At 65.5% G+C, this 16,422-nt stretch carries 17 protein-coding genes; 7 read left to right on the forward strand and 10 right to left on the reverse strand.

Going from position 1 to position 16,422, the window contains the following annotated elements:
* Positions 1-100 precede the first annotated feature (100 nt).
* The gene (locus IX761_RS11250; protein ID WP_194789663.1) at positions 101-901 is read left to right on the forward strand and encodes a phosphatase PAP2 family protein; all 801 of its coding nucleotides are present in this window, start codon (positions 101-103) and stop codon (positions 899-901) included.
* Between the two features lie 322 nt (positions 902-1,223).
* On the opposite strand, the gene IX761_RS11255 is transcribed toward IX761_RS11250, so the two are convergent.
* The gene (locus IX761_RS11255; protein ID WP_194789664.1) at positions 1,224-1,625 is read right to left on the reverse strand and encodes an RNA-binding S4 domain-containing protein; all 402 of its coding nucleotides are present in this window, start codon (positions 1,623-1,625) and stop codon (positions 1,224-1,226) included.
* 176 nt (positions 1,626-1,801) lie between these two features.
* On the opposite strand from IX761_RS11255, the gene IX761_RS11260 reads away from it, so the two are divergent.
* A complete protein-coding gene (locus IX761_RS11260) occupies positions 1,802-2,218 on the forward strand; it encodes an ATP-dependent zinc protease (protein WP_267241128.1) in 417 nt (138 codons plus the stop codon).
* Entirely contained in the window at positions 2,215-3,120 is a 906-nt protein-coding gene (rimK, locus tag IX761_RS11265) for a 30S ribosomal protein S6--L-glutamate ligase (protein ID WP_194789665.1), read from the forward strand. The genes IX761_RS11260 and rimK overlap by 4 nt, the downstream gene beginning before the upstream one ends.
* A 111-nt stretch (positions 3,121-3,231) precedes the next feature.
* On the opposite strand, the gene IX761_RS11270 is transcribed toward rimK, so the two are convergent.
* Positions 3,232-4,545: an ATP-binding protein gene (locus IX761_RS11270; RefSeq protein WP_194789666.1), complete on the reverse strand. Its 1,314-nt coding sequence runs from the start codon at positions 4,543-4,545 to the stop codon at positions 3,232-3,234.
* A 106-nt stretch (positions 4,546-4,651) separates the two neighbouring features.
* Positions 4,652-5,392, reverse strand: a complete 741-nt coding sequence (gene ompR, locus IX761_RS11275; RefSeq protein WP_194789667.1) for a two-component system response regulator OmpR — start codon at positions 5,390-5,392, stop codon at positions 4,652-4,654.
* 228 nt (positions 5,393-5,620) lie between these two features.
* On the opposite strand from ompR, the gene IX761_RS11280 reads away from it, so the two are divergent.
* From IX761_RS11280 to IX761_RS11295, 4 genes are all read left to right on the forward strand, one after another.
* Positions 5,621-7,948, forward strand: coding sequence for a Tex family protein (locus tag IX761_RS11280; protein WP_194789668.1), 2,328 nt, complete (start codon positions 5,621-5,623; stop codon positions 7,946-7,948).
* Positions 7,948-8,331: a PaaI family thioesterase gene (locus IX761_RS11285; RefSeq protein ID WP_194789669.1), complete on the forward strand. Its 384-nt coding sequence runs from the start codon at positions 7,948-7,950 to the stop codon at positions 8,329-8,331. Before IX761_RS11280 ends, IX761_RS11285 begins: the two co-directional genes overlap by 1 nt.
* Before the next feature lie 253 nt (positions 8,332-8,584).
* Positions 8,585-10,162, forward strand: a complete 1,578-nt coding sequence (gshA, locus tag IX761_RS11290) for a glutamate--cysteine ligase (protein ID WP_194789670.1) — start codon at positions 8,585-8,587, stop codon at positions 10,160-10,162.
* Positions 10,162-10,788, forward strand: a complete 627-nt coding sequence (locus IX761_RS11295) for a TetR/AcrR family transcriptional regulator (protein ID WP_194789671.1) — start codon at positions 10,162-10,164, stop codon at positions 10,786-10,788. Before gshA ends, IX761_RS11295 begins: the two co-directional genes overlap by 1 nt.
* Before the next feature lie 125 nt (positions 10,789-10,913).
* On the opposite strand, the gene IX761_RS11300 is transcribed toward IX761_RS11295, so the two are convergent.
* The 7 genes from IX761_RS11300 to IX761_RS11330 form a co-directional block, all read right to left on the reverse strand.
* The gene (locus IX761_RS11300) at positions 10,914-11,129 is read right to left on the reverse strand and encodes a TOBE domain-containing protein (RefSeq protein ID WP_008095172.1); all 216 of its coding nucleotides are present in this window, start codon (positions 11,127-11,129) and stop codon (positions 10,914-10,916) included.
* 30 nt (positions 11,130-11,159) lie between these two features.
* On the reverse strand, positions 11,160-11,972 hold the full coding sequence (ssuB, locus tag IX761_RS11305) for an aliphatic sulfonates ABC transporter ATP-binding protein (protein ID WP_194789672.1): 813 nt from the start codon (positions 11,970-11,972) through the stop codon (positions 11,160-11,162).
* Entirely contained in the window at positions 11,972-12,769 is a 798-nt protein-coding gene (ssuC, locus tag IX761_RS11310) for an aliphatic sulfonate ABC transporter permease SsuC (RefSeq protein WP_194789673.1), read from the reverse strand. Before ssuC ends, ssuB begins: the two co-directional genes overlap by 1 nt.
* A 10-nt stretch (positions 12,770-12,779) precedes the next feature.
* Positions 12,780-13,928: an FMNH2-dependent alkanesulfonate monooxygenase gene (gene ssuD, locus IX761_RS11315; protein ID WP_194789674.1), complete on the reverse strand. Its 1,149-nt coding sequence runs from the start codon at positions 13,926-13,928 to the stop codon at positions 12,780-12,782.
* Between the two features lie 60 nt (positions 13,929-13,988).
* On the reverse strand, positions 13,989-14,954 hold the full coding sequence (locus tag IX761_RS11320; RefSeq protein WP_194789675.1) for a sulfonate ABC transporter substrate-binding protein: 966 nt from the start codon (positions 14,952-14,954) through the stop codon (positions 13,989-13,991).
* A 95-nt stretch (positions 14,955-15,049) separates the two neighbouring features.
* Positions 15,050-15,643: an NADPH-dependent FMN reductase gene (gene ssuE, locus IX761_RS11325; RefSeq protein WP_194789676.1), complete on the reverse strand. Its 594-nt coding sequence runs from the start codon at positions 15,641-15,643 to the stop codon at positions 15,050-15,052.
* 377 nt (positions 15,644-16,020) lie between these two features.
* Complete coding sequence (locus tag IX761_RS11330) at positions 16,021-16,422, reverse strand: ExbD/TolR family protein (protein ID WP_194789677.1); 402 nt, start codon at positions 16,420-16,422, stop codon at positions 16,021-16,023.

The following is a 16,422-nucleotide window of genomic DNA, read 5'->3' on the forward strand; positions in this document are numbered from 1 at the left end:
GGCTTTCTGAAAATGATTGCAAAATAATTACAGGAGACTGAAAGGTCTGTCGTAGAGCGCTTGCTAAGCGCTCAGTTGCTCCTGGAGATCGAGGTATTTTATGGATAATCGACCACTGTTCCAAGCAAGGTGGTCCTGGGGACCCTTGGTGGCCTGCACCCTGCTGCCCATCGCCCTACTGTGTTTCTGGTTATGGCCCATTGGCCAGAACCTGTGCCTGACTTTCGACGAATGGCTGTTCCACAGCCTCAACGCGCCACTGGCCGACCATGTGCTCTGGCGCTCGGTCTGGGCCGTCGGCAGCCTGCGCCCATTCGACATCCTGGTCGGGCTGATCATGCTGTCGCTACTGGTCAAGGGCGACTGGGTGTTCAGGGCCGGGCAGGTACGCCATGCGTTCTTCGGCTTCCTGGTGACGCTTTTCCTCTTAGTGGTGATTCGCGCGCTGTTTTCCAAGTGGGTCGGTGCAATGGGTTGGCAACACAGCAGCCCGTCGATGGTGCTCGACAACGCCGTACACCTGAGCGACTACTACCCGCACCTGGAAGCCAAATGGGAGCTCAAGGACCGTTCCGGGCAGAGTTTCCCGGGTGACCATGCCTCGGTGCTGCTGATCTGGGCGCTGTTCATGAGCCTGTTCAGCCGCCGTCTGTTGCAGCATCTGGTGATCTGGGCGCTGGCGTTGCTGTTCATGCTGCCGCGCCTGGTCGCCGGTGCGCACTGGGGCCAGGACGACTACATCGGCGGCCTGCTGATGGCGGTGCTGGCGCTGGGCTGGAGCTGCCATACACCGCTGATGGCCACGGCCAGTGCGGCATTGGTGCGCTGGACGGCGCCGTTGTTCAGATTGATGAGCCGGTTGCCTTTGGTCGGGCGGATGAGCGTGATACGCGCCGCCTGATCACTCACTGGGGCCGCTGCGCGGCCCTTTCGCCGCGGTTCGCCGCTGCGACAAGCCGGCTCCCATATCTTGCGCGGTCTCTGTAGGAGCGGCCTTGTGTCGCGAACGGGCCGCAAAGCGGCCCCGGCGATCTTGAGGTGTATTCGAGATCCTGGGGGCGCTGCGCACCCCTTTCCGACCGGTCCGGCGCCCCGGCAAGGCCGCTCCTACAGAAGCCTGCGTAAGACAGTTGCTCCCACACTCACTGAACGCTCTTGATTCTTGAGGGAGCCGGCCTGTCGCAGCGGCGAACCGCGGCAAAAGGGCTGCGCAGCAGCCCCATTCACTCGAAACTGCCATGCAACTGGTGAATCTGCCGGCGCTGTTTCTTGTTCGGCCGCCCGTCGGTGGTCACGCCCATCGCTCCCGCCTTGCGCATTTCGGCGGCCTGCTCACGCCGCTTCACGCTCTCGGCGGTTTCCTCATACAGCAACTGCGCCTCTGGCGCCCCCCGGCGCACCACCGACAACGCCTTGACCACCACCGTGCGCTCATCGAAACCGGTGCGCAGCAGGAATTCGTCGCCCACCCGTGGTTCCTTGCCTGGCTTGCAGCGCTCGCCCCGGCAGTGCACCTTGCCGCTTTCGATGGCCGCCTTGGCCAGCGCCCGGGTCTTGTAGAAACGCGCCGCCCACAGCCACTTGTCCAGGCGGACCTTGTCGTCGTCTTCGGGCTTTTGTGCCATGGTTTTTCCTCGAACTCTGTCTTTCACAGAACTGTACTACCGTGACTGACGGATGCAAAAAGTCCGTGCCGTCATTACAGTTCACCACCTTGATCCGCAGGGCACGCTTCGTGAAGACATTCGACCACCTGACTGTAATCGGCCTGCGCGAGTGGGTCGCCCTGCCCGACCTCGGTCTGGCCGGCCTGCGCGCCAAGATCGACACCGGCGCCAGCACCTCCAGCCTGCATGCCACCGATGTCGAAACCTTCGAGCGCGATGGCCAGCCCTGGGTGCGCTTCACCGCGCACCTGGGCTCGGTGGTGCAACTGCGCCACCGGCGCTGCGAGGCGCCGCTGGTCACGATGAAACGCATCAAGAGCTCAAACGGCCAGGCCCAGGCCCGCTACGTGATCCGCACCAGCCTGGCGCTGGGCGACCGGGTGTGGGAGGTGGAATTCACCCTGGCCTGCCGCAAGAGCATGCGCTATCGGCTGCTGCTGGGCTCCAAGGCGCTGATCCACGGCCAGTTGGTGGTCAACCCCGGCCTCAAGTACGTCCAGGACAAACCGGCCTTCCCGGCCACCCTTTCCCCTGTCACAGGTGCTGCATGAAGATCGCTGTGCTGTCGCGCAATCCGCGTCTGTATTCCACCCGCCGCCTGGTCGAGGCCGGCACCCAGCGGGGCCATGAAGTGGTGGTGGTCGACACGCTCCGGGCCTATATGAACATTGCCAGCCACAAGCCGCAGATCCACTACCGCGGCAAGCCGCTGGAAGGCTTCGATGCGGTGATCCCGCGTATCGGCGCCTCGGTCACCTTCTACGGCTGCGCGGTGTTGCGCCAGTTCGAGATGATGGGCGTCTACCCGCTCAACGAGTCGGTGGCGATTGCCCGCTCACGGGACAAGCTGCGCTCGCTGCAGCTGCTGTCGCGCCGGGGTATCGGCCTGCCGATCACCGGCTTCGCCCACTCGCCGGACGACATTCCCGACCTGATCCAGATGGTCAACGGCGCGCCGCTGGTGATCAAGGTGCTCGAAGGCACCCAGGGCATCGGCGTGGTGCTGTGCGAAACCACTCAAGCCGCTGAGTCGGTGATCGAAGCATTCATGGGCCTCAAGCAGAACATCATGGTCCAGGAGTACATCAAGGAAGCAGGCGGCGCGGACATTCGCTGCTTCGTGGTGGGCGACAAGGTGATCGCCTCGATGAAGCGCCAGGCCAAACCGGGCGAGTTCCGCTCCAACCTGCACCGGGGCGGGGTCGCCAGCCTGATCAAGATTACCCCGGAAGAGCGAATCACCGCGATTCGTGCCGCCAAGGTGATGGGCCTGAGCGTGGCGGGTGTGGATATCCTGCGCTCCAACCACGGGCCGCTGGTGATGGAGGTGAACTCTTCACCGGGACTGGAGGGGATCGAGGTGACCACCGGCAAGGATGTGGCCGGGATGATCATCGAACACCTGGAGAAGAATGGCGGGCCGAACCAGACCCGGACCAAGGGGAAGGGTTAAGTCGGGACTGCTTCGCAGTCAATCGCTGGCAAGCCAGCTCCCACAGGAAACGCACGCGGATTTTGTGGGAGCTGGCTTGCCAGCGATGGGCTGCGCAAGCAGCCCCAGCAATCAGACAGCGTTACGCGGCAACAACAACCCCAAAGGCAACCGCACCCGCGCCTCGATCCCCCCGCCCGAGCGGTTGCGCAGCTCGACATTGCCACCGTGCTGCGCGGCAATCCGCTTGACGATCGCCAGCCCCAGCCCGGTGCCCTTGCCGCCCCGCGCCCGGTCGCCACGGATGAACGGGTTGAAGATGGTCTCCAGTTCCGACTCGTCGATCCCCGTGCCGCGGTCGAGCACACTGAGCACCACGTAGGGTGCGCTCTGGTCGCCCGACACATAGGCCGCCACCTCGACGCCCTTGCCAGCGTGGTGCAGGGCGTTGCCGATCAGGTTACCGAGCATGCGCTTGAGCGACACCCGCCGCAGCGGGAACGGAGGGATCGGCTCCAGGCACAGGCGCACGCGTTCTTCAGGCTGGTTGTACGGCGCCACCACTTCACGGATCAGCTCGGTGAGGTCGACCTCCTCCACCGGTTCGTCGCGGCCGTCGCGGATGAAGGCCAGGAACTGGTCAAGAATGGCGTCCATGTCCTCGATGTCGCGGACCATGTCGTCGCTCAGGTCGCTGTCGTTGTCCATCAGCGACAGCGACAGGCGCAGACGAGTCAGTGGCGTGCGCAGGTCGTGCGAGACCCCCGCCAGCATCAACTCGCGCTCGCGTCCGGCCTGCTCGACATCCTCGGCCATCTGGTTGAACGCCCGGTACACCTCGGTCATCTCGCTGGGGGTGTCGCTGACCGGCAGGCGCACACTGCGCCCCTGCCCCAGCTGGCGGGCGGCGAACACCAAGCGCTTGAGCGGCTGGTTGAGTTGACGCACGAAGATCCACGCCGACGCGGTGGACAACAGGCCGATGGCCAGGAACCAACCCAGCACGTTCCAGATCTTCTGCCCGCGCAGCGGGTGCGGATACAGCGGCACCTTCAGCCAACCCGGGCCCAGGCTCGGGGCATTGACCCACAACGCCGGTGGCGCATGGATGCGCAGGCGCACCTCGGTGTCCTCGCCCAGTTCGGCCTGCATCTGGCGCTGGTAGATCTCGCTGTACGGCCAGTGCTGCTCGCCTTCCGGTACGCCCGAGCCGGTGACCCGGATCAGCCCGGCAGCCTCGGCGATCTGGTCGCGGTTCTCTTCATCCGCCGCCCAATAGGCACGCAGCGTGAGCGCCACGCCATGGCTGTACTGACGATCGACCAGCACGTCTTCGTTCATCAGCAGGTACACCAGGGTCAGCGCCTTGGAGAACAGCACGACGATCAGCACCAGCCACAGGGTGCGGGCGAAGAAACTTTGCGGGAACCAGAGCGGGGTTTTCATCGATCACTACACAGTCGGCAAGGGCCGCAAAAAAGGTTGGGCGCTACAGACGAAAACAGGGCGACTCCTGCGAGTCGCCCTGCACCCTCGTGTCGAGCCAGCAGGCTCATTTGCCGGCGTTTCCGTCCGGCACGAAGACGTAGCCCACGCCCCACACGGTCTGGATGTAGCGCGGCTTGGACGGGTCGGGTTCGATCATTCGGCGCAGGCGCGAGATCTGCACGTCGATGGAGCGCTCCAGCGCATCCCACTCGCGGCCACGGGCCAGGTTCATCAGCTTGTCGCGGGTCAGCGGCTCGCGAGCATGCATCACCAGGGCCTTGAGCACGGCGAACTCGCCGGTGGTGAGCATGTGCGTCTCGTCGCCACGCTTGAGCTCGCGGGTGGCCAGCGACAGTTCGTAGTCACCGAAGGTGACGGTCTCTTCCTCGCTGCCCGGCGCGCCCGGCACAGCCGGGGCCTGGCGGCGCAGCACGGCCTTGACCCGGGCCACCAGTTCGTCGGGGTTGAACGGCTTGGCCAGATAATCATCGGCGCCCAGCTCCAGCCCCTTGATACGGCTGAGCTCGTCGCCCTTGGCGGTGAGCATGATGATCGGGATCTGGTTGTTCGATGCACGCAGGCGCTTGCAGGCGGACAAGCCATCCTCGCCCGGCAGCATCAGGTCGAGCACCACCAGGTTGAACACTTCACGGGCCAGCAGGCGGTCCATCTGTTCGACGTTCGGCACGGTGCGCACACGGAAGCCCTTGCTGGTGAAGAAACGGTCCAGCAGGCTGCTCAGGCCCGGGTCGTCGTCGACGATGAGAATCTTGTCGCCTTCGGCGGCGTTTGCGGTGCTGGTCATGAATTACTCCTCTGATATCGCCGCGCATTATGGCGTAGCCATTGCAGCGCGTGCCGTGTGCATTGTTAGCAGATTTTTCCCACCGCGCCACTGCTACCCCGTCAACGGCAGGCGCGGTGCCATCACCGCAAGCCCGGCACGATGGGTATAATGCGCGGCTTTCATCCAGCGCCGCCGGGCCCGAGCCCGTCTCGCGGCCCCCGCATACACAATTGTCAGGTGGTTTACATGGACAGCATCAACAGCCGTATCGCCGAGGAACTGGGCGTACGCCCACAACAGGTCGAGGCGGCCGTGGGCCTGTTGGACGAAGGCTCGACCGTGCCCTTCATCGCCCGTTACCGCAAGGAAGTGACCGGCAGCCTGGACGACACGCAACTGCGCCACCTGGAAGAGCGCCTGCGCTACCTGCGCGAGCTCGACGACCGCCGCGCCAGCATCCTCGCCAGCATCGAAGAGCAAGGCAAGCTGACCCCGGAACTGGCCCGCGAGATCAAGCTGGCCGACACCAAGACCCGCCTCGAAGACCTCTACCTCCCCTACAAGCAGAAGCGCCGCACCAAGGGCCAGATCGCCCTGGAAGCCGGTCTGGGCGAGCTGGCCGACGGCCTGTTCAACGACCCGCAGCTCAACCCGGAAAGCGAAGCAGCACGCTTCGTCGATGCCGAGAAAGGCTTTGCCGACGTCAAGGCAGTGCTCGAAGGCGCCAAGTACATCCTCATGGAGCGCTTCGCCGAAGATGCCGCCCTGCTGGAAAAACTGCGCACCTTCCTCAAGCAGGAAGCGGTGCTGACCGCCCGCGTGGTGGCCGGCAAGGAAGAGGAAGGCGCCAAGTTCCGCGACTACTTCGCCCATGACGAACTGCTGCGCACCGCCCCGTCGCACCGCGCCCTGGCGATCTTCCGCGGGCGCAACGAGGGCGTGCTCAGCGCCTCGCTGAAAGTCGGCGAGGAGCTGCCGGGCACCCTGCACCCGTGCGAAGTGATGATCGGCGGCCATGTGGGCGTGGAGAACCGCAACCGCCCGGCCGACAAGTGGCTGGGCGAAGTGGTGCGCTGGACCTGGAAGGTCAAGCTGTACACCCACCTGGAAACCGACCTGTTCGGCGAGCTGCGCGACAACGCCGAAGGCGAAGCGATCAACGTGTTCGCCCACAACCTGCACGACCTGCTGCTGGCCGCCCCGGCCGGCCCGCGCGCCACCCTGGGCTTCGACCCGGGCCTGCGCACCGGCTGCAAGATCGCCGTGGTCGATGCCACCGGCAAGCTGCTGGACTACACCACGGTGTACCCGCATGCGCCGAAGAACGACTGGGACCGCACCATTTCGATCATGGCCGCCCTGTGCGCCAAGCACTCGGTGGAGCTGATCGCCATCGGCAACGGCACCGCCAGCCGCGAAAGCGACAAGCTGGTCGCGGAGCTGGTGAAAAAGTATCCAGCCCTGAAGATCACCAAGATCATGGTCTCCGAAGCCGGCGCGTCGGTGTACTCGGCGTCCGAACTGGCCGCTCGTGAATTCCCCGACCTGGACGTGTCGATCCGTGGCGCCGTGTCGATTGCCCGCCGCCTGCAAGACCCGCTGGCGGAGCTGGTGAAGATCGACCCGAAATCCATCGGCGTCGGCCAGTACCAGCACGACGTGTCGCAGGTGAAGCTGGCCCGTGGCCTGGATGCTGTGGTCGAGGACTGCGTGAACGCCGTGGGCGTGGACGTCAACACCGCCTCGGTGGCGCTGCTGACGCGCATCTCCGGCCTCAACGCGACGCTGGCGCAGAACATCGTTTCGCACCGCGACGCCAACGGCCCGTTCGCCACCCGTGCGGCACTGAAAAAGGTCAGTCGCCTCGGTGAAAAGACCTTCGAACAAGCCGCCGGCTTCCTGCGTGTGATGAACGGCGACAACCCGCTGGACGCCTCCGCCGTGCACCCCGAGGCCTACCCGCTGGTGCAGCGCATCGCCGCCGGCACCGAGCGCGACATCCGCTCGCTGATCGGCGACAGCGGCTTCCTCAAGCGCCTCGACCCGAAGAAATTCACCGACGAAACCTTCGGCCTGCCGACCGTGACCGACATCCTGCAGGAGCTGGACAAGCCCGGCCGCGACCCGCGCCCGGAGTTCAAGACCGCTACCTTCCAGGACGGCGTCGAGGACCTCAAGGACCTGGAGCCGGGCATGATCCTCGAGGGTGTGGTGACCAACGTCACCAACTTCGGTGCCTTCGTCGACATCGGCGTGCACCAGGACGGCCTGGTGCACATCTCGGCGCTGTCCGAGAAGTTCATCAAGGACCCGCGTGAAGCGGTCAAGGCCGGCGACGTGGTCAAGGTCAAGGTCATGGAAGTGGACATCCCGCGCAAGCGCGTCGGCCTGTCCATGCGCATGAGCGACACCCCGGGCGAGAAGGTCGAGGGCAACCGTGGCGGTAACCGTGGTGGCAATGGCGGCAACCGCCAGCAGCAGGCACCACGCCCGCGTGAAACCACCAACGCCGCACCGGCTAACAACGCCATGGCCTCGCTGTTCGCCAACGCCAAGCAGCTCAAGAAGAAGTGATGGACGTCCCCAAGGAGTACGTCGAAAGCGCCTTCAGCCAGCTCCTGGGCTGCCGCCTGCAACGCCTGGATACCGGCGTTGCCGAGGTGGCCCTGGCGCTCGAGCCGCGCCTGCGCAATCGCGGCCAGAAGCTGCATGGGGGGGCGATCTTCAGCCTGGTCGACATCGCCATGGGCCTGGCCTGCTCGGCCAGCCATGGCTTCGACCAACAGAGCGTGACCATCGAGTGCAAGATCAACTACATGCGCGCGGTCAGCGAGGGTGAGGTACTGTGCACCGCCCGCGTACTGCATGCAGGCCGGCGCACGCTGGTGGTCGACGCCGACGTGCTCCAGGGCGACAAACTGGTGGCCAAGGCGCAGGGAACCTTTGCGGTTCTCTAGCTGAAAAGGCCCTGACTGCGGTATTTTTGCCGGCAATAGCTGTTGGGGCTGCTCTGCAGCCCATCGCCGGCAAGCCGGCTCCCACAGGGTCTTGTGGGAGCCGGCAAGCCTTCGATGGAGCGCGCAGCGGTCCCGCGTTATTGGCGTCGGAACCGCGCAACCAGGCGACAACGCCAGTTCCTTTCCCAACTACCCTTGTAGACCGTCACCTCTACCCCCATATTGGGGCGACTGACGCGTGAAGGAATCCATCTTGAGCGACCTCCTCAACCGCCGCCTGAGCTTGCTCGGCGACAACCTCGACCTGCTCAAGCAGTGCCTGCACGGCATTGAGCGCGAATGCCTGCGCGTGACCGAAGACGGTCGCCTGGCCCAGACCCCGCACCCGGAGGCGCTGGGTTCGGCGCTGACCAACGAGCAGATCACCACCGACTATTCCGAGTCGCTGCTGGAGTTCATCACCCCGGCCCTGGCGGACCCTGCCAAGGTGCTCGAAAGCCTCGAACAGACCCACCGTTTCGTCTACAGCAAGCTAGCCGGTGAGTACCTGTGGAGCCCGTCGATGCCCTGCGCGCTGCCGGCCGAGGAGGACATCCCGATCGCCGAGTACGGCACCTCCAATATCGGCAAGCTCAAGCACGTGTACCGCAAGGGCCTGGCCCTGCGTTACGGGCGCACCATGCAGTGCATCGCCGGCATCCACTACAACTTCTCGCTACCCGAGAAACTGTGGCCGTTGCTGCGTGACGCCGAAGGCGGCGAGGAAAGCAACCGCGACTACCAGTCCTCGGCCTATATCGCGCTGATCCGCAACTTCCGCCGCTACAGCTGGCTGCTGATGTACCTGTTCGGCGCCTCGCCGACCCTGGACAAAGGCTTCCTGCGCGGCCGCCCGCACCAGCTCGAAGAGCTCGACGCCAATACCCTGTACCTGCCCTACGCCACCAGCCTGCGCATGAGCGACCTGGGTTACCAGAGCAACGCCCAGGCGGGCCTGACGCCCTGCTACAACAACCTCGCCAGCTACACCGACAGCCTGCGCAAGGCGGTAGGCACGCCCTACCCGCCCTACGTCGAGGTCGGCACGCACAAGGATGGCGAGTGGGTGCAGCTGAACACCAACATCCTGCAGATCGAGAACGAGTACTACTCGAACATCCGCCCCAAGCGCGTCACCTACACCGGCGAGCGGCCAATCCAGGCCCTGACCTCCCGTGGCGTGCAGTACGTCGAAGTGCGCTGCCTGGACATCAACCCGTTCCTGCCGGTGGGCATCGACCTCACCGAGGCACGCTTCCTCGACGCCTTCCTGCTGTTCTGCGCCCTGGAGGACAGCCCACCGCTGGACAACGGCGAGTGCGGCCAGTGCACCAGCAACTTCCTCACCGTGGTCAAGGAAGGTCGCCGTCCGGGGCTGGAACTGCGCCGTGCCGACCAGCCGGTCGCGCTCAAGCAATGGGCCAGCGAACTGATCGCACGCATCGGTGAACTGGCCGCCCTGCTTGACCGTGCCCATGGCGGCAGTGAGCACGCCAAGGCCCTGCAAGCCCAGCAGGCCAAGGTCGACGACCCCGAGCTGACCCCGTCGGCCCAGGTACTGGCGCGCATGACCGAGCACGATGAAAGCTTCGTCGCGTTCTCCCTGCGCCAGAGCCGCCTGCACGCCGAGACCTTCCGCGAGCAGCCGCTGAGCACCGAGCAGCAACAGGCCTTCGAAACGCTCGCCCGCGAGTCGATTGCCAAGCAGGCCGAGCTGGAGCAGGAAGAGGTCGGTGACTTCGACCTGTTCGTCGGTGCCTACCAGGCCAGCATCCTGGCCATCAGCAACTGATGAACCGCCCCGCCACCCCGCGCAAGCCGCGCGCCAGCAGCCAGGCCAGGATCGAGGCGATCCTGGCGGCAGCGCGCGAGCTGCTGGCCGGGCAAGGGGTGGCCGCGCTGTCGATCTACAGCGTGGCTGAACGGGCGCAGATCCCCCCGTCGTCGGTGTACCACTTCTTCGCCAGCGTGCCGGCGTTGCTCGAAGCCCTCACCGCCGATGTGCACCGGGCCTTTCGCGAGGCCTTGAGCGCGCCGATCGACAGTGCGGCGTTCAGCACCTGGCACGGCCTGTCGCGGTTGATCGAGCAGCGCATGCTGGACATCTACAACGAGGACGCCGCGGCGCGGCAGCTGATTCTCGCCCAGCATGGTTTGAGCGAAGTGGTCCAGGCTGACCGCCAGCACGACCTGGAGCTGGGCGAGTTGATGCACCGGCTGTTCGACCGGCATTTCCAGCTGCCGGCGATGCCCAGGGATGTGGACGTGTTCGCCTTGGCGATGGAGCTCAGCGACCGGGTGTATGCCCGCTCGATGCAGCTGCACGAGCAGATCACCCCGCGCATGGCGGAGGAAGGGATGCGGGTGTTCGAGGCGTATCTGGGCTTGTACCTGCCGCCGATTCTGGCCAAGCGCTAATCCTGAAACCAGAAAAATCTGTGGGAGCCGGCTTGCCGGCGATGGCGTCCCCAGACACATCTCTGTTGCCTGATCTGACGCTATCGCCGGCAAGCCGGCTCCCACAGGGCCGGCTGTGCAATTCATCACAACTTGGCGATGGACACCTCGGTCGATTTCACAAAGGCGATCACCTCGCTGCCCACCTGCAACTCCAGCTCCTTCACGGAACGGGTGGTGATCACCGACGTGACGATGCCGGAGGCGGTCTGCACGTCGATCTCCGACAGTACCGGGCCTTCGAGGATTTCCTTCACGGTGCCTTTGAACTGGTTGCGAACGTTGATGGCTTTGATGGTCATGGCTGATTTCCTTTCTATGGCTTCGGGGGTTCAATGCGCCCAACGCAGTTGCGTGGGCAAAGGGGCTACAGGTTCCGGCTCGGGCGGGGTGCCCGGGGCGGACAGAACACGGTCCAGCACTTCGCTTTCCAACACCGCCAGGCGGTGCGAACCCCGCGCCCGAGGGCGCGGCAGGTCGACCAGCAGGTCGAGGCCGACGGCGCCGTCCTCGATCAGGATCACCCGGTCCGCCACGGCGACGGCTTCGCTGACGTCGTGGGTGACCAGCAGCACGGTGAAGCCATGCTGGCGCCACAGGCGTTCGATCAATTGCTGCATTTCGATACGGGTCAGCGCATCCAGCGCACCCAGCGGTTCGTCCAGCAGCAGCAGGCGCGGCTGATGGATCAACGCCCGGGCCAGGGCCACCCGTTGCTTCTGGCCGCCGGACAAGGCCGCCGGCCACTCCTGGGCGCGGTCCGCCAGGCCGACCGCCTCCAGGGCGTCCAGCGCCCGCTGGCGCCAGTGGCCCGACAGGCCCAGGCCGACGTTGTCGATCACCTTCTTCCACGGCAGCAGGCGCGCGTCCTGGAACATCAGGCGAGTGTCTTCGCGGGCCTCGGCCAACGGTGCGGCGCCGGCCAGCAGCTCGCCGGCGCTGGGGTTGTCGAGCCCGGCCAAGAGGCGCAGCAAGGTGCTCTTGCCGCAGCCACTGCGGCCGACAATGGCGACGAACTGGCCGGCCGGGATATGCAGGTCGATGCCGCGCAGCACGTCGCGCTGGCCGAAGGTCTTGCGCAGGCCGTTGGCCGCCAGCGGAATGCCACGCAGCAGACGCGGCGGTTGTTCCTTGAGCACGGTCATCACGCCCCCTCCTTCTTCGCGGCCTGGTAGGCCGGGTGCCAGCGCAGCCACACACGCTCCAGGCCACGGGCGGCCAGGTCGGCGAGCTTGCCGAGCACGGCGTACAACACGATCGCCAGCACCACCACGTCGGTCTGCAGGAACTCACGGGCGTTCATGGCCAGGTAGCCGATACCCGAGTTGGCCGAAATGGTTTCGGCAACGATCAGCGTCAGCCACATGAAGCCCAGGGCAAAGCGCACCCCGACCAGGATCGACGGCAGCGCGCCCGGCAGGATCACCTGGCGAAACAGCGCGAAGCCCGACAGCCCGTAGCTACGCGCCATCTCCACCAGCGCCGGATCGACGTTGCGGATGCCGTGGTAGGTGTTCAGGTAGATCGGGAACAGGGTCCCCAGCGCCACCAGGAAAATCTTTGCCGACTCGTCGATGCCGAACCACAGGATCACCAGCGGGATCAGCGCCAGGTGCGGCACGTTGCGGATCATCTGCACCGAGCTGTCGAGCAGGCGTTCACCCCATGTCGACAGGCCGGTGATAAAGCCCAGCAGCAAACCCAGGCTGCCGCCGATGAGAAAACCCAGGCCCGCACGCCAGCCACTGATGGCCAGGTGGGTCCAGATTTCGCCGCTGCGCACCAGCTCGACGCCGGCATCGAGCACCGCGCTGGGCGCAGGGAGGATGCGCGTCGACAGCCAGCCGCTGGTCACCGCCAGTTGCCACACCGCCAGCAGCAGCACTGGCAGGGCCCAGGGCGCCAGGCGCTGTGGCCAGGGGGTCGAGGTTGCACGGGTCATGGTACGGCCCTCAGCTCTGCGCCACGGACTTGGGCAGGATGTCGTTGGCGACCATCTCGCCGAACGGGCTCACGTAGCCACCCGCTTTCGGCTGCTCCGGGCGCTGCACGTCCAGATGCGGGAACAGCAGCTCGGCAACGCGGTACGACTCTTCCAGGTGCGGGTAGCCGGAGAAGATGAAGGTGTCGATCCCCAGGTCCGCGTACTCCTTGACCCGCGCCGCCACGGTCGGGCCATCGCCCACCAGTGCGGTGCCGGCACCGCCGCGCACCAGGCCGACGCCGGCCCACAGGTTGGGGGCGACCTCCAGCTTGTCGCGCTTGCCACCGTGCAGCGCGGCCATGCGCTGTTGGCCTACCGAGTCGAAGCGCGCCAGCGAAGCCTGGGCACGGGCGATGGTGTCGTCGTCCAGGTGCGAGATCAGCTTGTCGGCAGCGGCCCACGCCTCGTCGTTGGTTTCCCGCACGATCACGTGCAGGCGGATGCCGAAGCGCACCTCACGGCCCTGTGCGGCGGCTTTCTCGCGCACCTGGGCGATTTTCTCGGCCACCGCGGCCGGCGGCTCGCCCCAAGTCAGGTACAGCTCGACCTGCTCGGCGGCCAGGTCCTGGGCGGCGTCTGAGGAGCCCCCGAAATACAGTGGCGGGCGCGGTTGCTGGATCGGTGGATAGAGCAGCTTGGCGCCCTGCACCTGGATGTGTTTGCCGGCGTAGTCGACGGTTTCGCCTTCGAGCACCTTGCGCCAGATGCGGGTGAATTCCACCGACGCCTCGTAACGCTCCTGATGGTTCAGGTGCAGGCCGTCGCCGGCCAGTTCGTCGGGGTCGCCGCCGGTCACCAGGTTGAACAGCGCACGGCCGTTGGACAGGCGATCGAGGGTGGCGGCCTGGCGCGCGGCCACGGTCGGCGAAATGATCCCCGGGCGCAGGGCCACCAGGAACTTCAGGCGCTCGGTGACCGGGATCAGCGAGGCGGCAACCAGCCAGGAGTCCTCGCAAGAGCGTCCGGTAGGGATCAGCACACCGCCGAAACCAAGGCGGTCGGCGGCCTGGGCGATCTGCGCCAGGTAGCCGTGGTCGACGGCGCGGGCGCCCTCACTGGTGCCCAGGTACTTGCCGTCACCGTGGGTGGGCAGGAACCAGAAAATGTTCAGGCTCATTGGAGTTGTCTCCTCAAGGGTGGCTCGGGCCGGGGCCGTGCCCCGGCACTGGCGATTCGATCAAGGCGCGCTGGCGACCTTGGCGGGGGGTGTCCAGATCACGTCCTTGATGCTCAAGGGCTTGGGAATCAGCTTCAGGGCCTGGAAGGTGTCGGCGATCTTCTGCTGCGCGGCGATCACTTCCGGCGTCAGCGGCGCGGCACCGTAGCCCTGGCGCTTCACCGAAGTCAGGGTGATGTCGGCGGGCAGGCCGAGCAGCGGTGCGACCTGGTCGGTCACCTCTTGCGGGTTGGCCTGGGACCACTGGCCGACGGCGCGCACTTCCTCCACCAGGGTGTTGATCACCGCCGGGTGCTGGGTGGCATAGCTGCGGGTGGCCAGGTAGAACTGGTGGTTGTCGACCAGGCCCTTGCCGTCACGCAGGGTGCGGGCCTGCAACTGTTGCTCGGCGGCGGCCTGGTACGGGTCCCAGATTACCCAGGCATCGACGCTGCCGCGCTCGAAGGCGGCGCGGGCGTCGGCCGGCGGCAGGTAGATCGGTTGGATATCGGCGTAGGTGAGGCCAGCGTCTTGCAGGGCGCGCACCAACAGGTAGTGAACGTTGGAGCCTTTGTTGAACGCGACTTTCTTGCCCTTGAGCTCTTTCACCGACTGGATCGGCGAGCCTTTGGGCACGAGGATCGCCTCGCTGTGCGGCGCTGGCGGTTCATAGGCAACGTAGAGCAGGTCGGCGCCGGCGGCCTGGGCGAACACCGGCGGGGTCTCGCCGGTGACACCGAAGTCGATGGAGCCGACATTCAGCCCTTCGAGCAACTGCGGGCCGCCGGGGAACTCGGTCCATTGCACGTCGATGCCTTGGGCTTTCAGGCGTTTTTCCAGGGTGCCCTTGGCCTTGAGCAGCACCAGGGTGCCGTATTTCTGGTAACCGATACGCAGGCTCTCGGCCTGGGCTTGGGTGATGGCGCCGAAGGACACAGCCGCCGCGAACAGGGCGACCAGACCACGACGCAAGAAGACAGTGCGCATGGCGCTCTCCTGTGCGAGTTGGGTTCGGGTTGCACCTGCTTGCCTCGTTGACGGGCGAGTAAGGTGGGACAGCAGTGAAGCGGTAAAGCAGTGGCTCAGATGCTCCAGCGGGCACTGAGCAGGCGTTCGTTGAGCACACCCGGGGCGACTGGCCGTGGCCGCCGCGCCAGGGCGCCGTGGAAGGTTTCCAGCGAGTCCAGCAAGCGCTGTTCCAGCGCCGCTGCCAACTGCGCGGGCTTGTGGCCTTCGCCGTAGGCGATCTGGCTGTCGTCGGCGAAGATCCCTTGCAGGGTCTCTTGCGCCTTCAGGGCAGACAGCACCGGCTTGAGTGCGTAGTCCACGGCGAGCATGTGGGCGATGCTGCCGCCGGTGGCGATTGGCAGCACCACCTTGTGTTCCAGGGCGCGCTCGGGCAGCAGGTCGAGCAGGGTTTTCAGCGCGCCGGCAAACGAGGCCTTGTACACCGGGGTGGCCACCACCAGGCCGTCGGCCTGGGCCACCAGTTCGTTGAAGTGGCGTACCTGCGGGCTGTCGAAGCGCGCGTGCAGCAGGTCTTCGGCGTTGAATTCACGCACCTGGAAGGTCACCACCTCGACACCACGCTCTTGCAGCCAGTCGCGGGTGCGTTCCAGCAACACGCCGGAGCGGGAACGAAGACTGGGGCTACCCCCGACAGAAACAACCAGCATTGAAAGCGCTTCCTTCGATTCGATTGCAGGGCCGCGAGGGGATGGCCCCGCTGGATGGAAGTGACCTTAACAGTTGGTCACATATACCCATAAATCATATTTTTTCATTTGTTTATTCGTTTTATGACTATGAAACCGACAATGGCCCTACGCGACCTCTGTAGGTGCGGCCTTGTGCCGCGAAAGGGCTGCGTAGCGGCCCCAGCGATCTATGCCTCAATATTGAAATCCGGGGGCCGCTTTGCGGCCCTTTCCGGCCGGTCCGGCGCCCCGGCAAGGCCGCTCCTACAAAAAGGCAAATCGAGACAACAAAAAAAGGGCCATCCCCTGCCAAGGAAAATGGCCCATAAGCACTTGCCTGAAGGGGGTATGGCCGGTCAGCGCGCGGTAATCACCGCCAGCTTGGTAATGCCGGCCCGTTCGATGGCCGCCATGGCCCGGGCGACTTCGCCATAGTTCACGCCATCGTCGGCCTGCAGCTGCACACGCAGCTCGGCATCCTTGCCCTTGGCGGCCTTGAGGTTGGTTTCCAGCTGCTCGGGCTGGATCTCGTCCTTGTTGATGAACAGCTTGCCGCCGCCATCGATGCTCACCACCAGCGGGTCCTTCTGCTCCACCGGGGCCACGGCCTCGGTCTTGGGCAGGTTGATGGGGATGGCGTTGGTCAGCAGCGGCGCGGTGACGATGAACACCACCAGCAGCACCAGCATGACGTCCACCAACGGCGTGACGTTGATTTCACTCAATACTTCATCGCTGTCCTGGGTCGAGAAGGCCAT

The sequence above is a fragment of the Pseudomonas sp. UFMG81 genome (genome assembly GCF_015354575.1).
In the GTDB taxonomy this organism is placed as follows: Bacteria; Pseudomonadota; Gammaproteobacteria; order Pseudomonadales; family Pseudomonadaceae; genus Aquipseudomonas.